This is a genomic window from Mesorhizobium sp. M7A.F.Ca.CA.002.09.1.1, from assembly GCF_003998555.1.
In the GTDB taxonomy this organism is placed as follows: Bacteria; Pseudomonadota; Alphaproteobacteria; order Rhizobiales; family Rhizobiaceae; genus Mesorhizobium; species Mesorhizobium ciceri.
Genome location: NZ_RZRR01001179.1, coordinates 1 through 1,392, shown reverse-complemented (window position 1 = coordinate 1,392; position 1,392 = coordinate 1). Strand labels below are relative to the sequence as shown.

Annotated in this window: 1 protein-coding gene; it reads right to left on the bottom strand. The window is 62.2% G+C overall.

The genetic code is table 11. The features are described from left to right. Nucleotides 1-19: 19 nt before the first annotated feature. Complete coding sequence (locus EN994_RS31535) at nucleotides 20-1,207, bottom strand: glycine C-acetyltransferase (protein ID WP_063167735.1); 1,188 nt, start codon at nucleotides 1,205-1,207, stop codon at nucleotides 20-22. Nucleotides 1,208-1,392: the final 185 nt, after the last annotated feature.

The following is a 1,392-nucleotide window of genomic DNA, read 5'->3' as shown; positions in this document are numbered from 1 at the left end:
GCTTTTCGATTCCGGCTTGTCAGGAAATCACCCCGAGTTCGCGCCCGACGGCGGCGAACGCTTCCACCGCGCGGTCGATATCGGCGCTGGAATGCGCCGCCGACATCTGCGTGCGGATGCGCGCCTGCCCCTTTGGCACCACCGGGAAGGAGAAGCCGATGACATAGATGCCGCGCTTCAGCATGCGCGCGGCCATCTCCTGCGCCAGGCTGGCATCGCCCAGCATCACCGGGATGATCGGATGATCCGCTCCGGCCAGCGTGAAGCCGAGCTTGCCCATTTGCGACCGGAACCGCGCAGCGTTGTCGTAGAGTTTGTCGCGCAGCCCATCGCCGTCCTTGATCAGCTCGAACACCTTGATCGAAGCGCCGGCGATCGCCGGCATCAGCGTGTTGGAAAAGAGATACGGCCGTGAGCGCTGGCGCAACCAGTCGACCACCTGGCTTTTGCCCGAGGTGTAACCACCGGAGGCCCCACCAAGTGCCTTGCCGAGCGTCCCGGTGATGATGTCGACCCTGCCCTCGACGCCGCAATGCTCGGCCGAGCCGCGGCCGTTCTGACCGACGAAGCCGACGGCATGGCTGTCGTCGACCATCACCATGGCGTCATACTTCTCGGCGAGGTCGCAGACACCCCTGAGATTGGCGATGATGCCATCCATCGAAAACACGCCGTCGGTGGCGATCAACCGGAAGCGGCAGTCCCGGGCTTCCTTCAGGCGCGCCTCGAGATCGGCCATGTCGTTGTTGGCGTAGCGGAAACGTTTGGCCTTCGACAGCCGCACACCATCGATGATCGAGGCATGATTCAAGGCATCCGAAATAATGGCGTCTTCCTCGCCCAGCAGCGTCTCGAACAGGCCGCCATTGGCATCGAAGCAGGAGCCGTAAAGGATGGTGTCTTCCATGCCGAGGAAGGAGGAAATCGTGGCTTCGAGTTGCTTGTGCTCTTCCTGCGTGCCGCAGATGAAGCGCACCGATGCCATGCCGTAGCCATAGCGGTCGAGCGCCTGCTTGGCAGCATTGCGCAAATCGGCGCTATCGGCGAGGCCGAGATAGTTGTTGGCACAGAAATTCAACACCTTGTCGCCGCCGACCTCGATCTCGGCCGACTGCGTCGAAGTGATCACCCGCTCCGACTTGTAGAGGCCTGCCGATTTGAGCCCCGCGAGCTCGCTGTCGATGTGGGAGAGGAATGCTGCGGTCATGACCTAGCCTCGTTTGATGTGGGCCGACTGTCGTCTCGTCCGCGCGAAAAATCCATCGCAAAAACGACCGGATCGGTGGCAAGCAGCACGATGCGGCCCCGATGTCGATCATCACGCGGCCGAGGAACGACGCCACGACAAAGGTTCTGGCCGATGACCGCTCAAATGCCGGTACGGTGCTAAAC

Coding starts and splice junctions, on each gene's coding strand:
- EN994_RS31535 (WP_063167735.1), bottom strand. CDS start 1,207: ATGACCGCAGCATTCCTCTCCCACATCGACAGCGAGCTCGCGGGGCTC.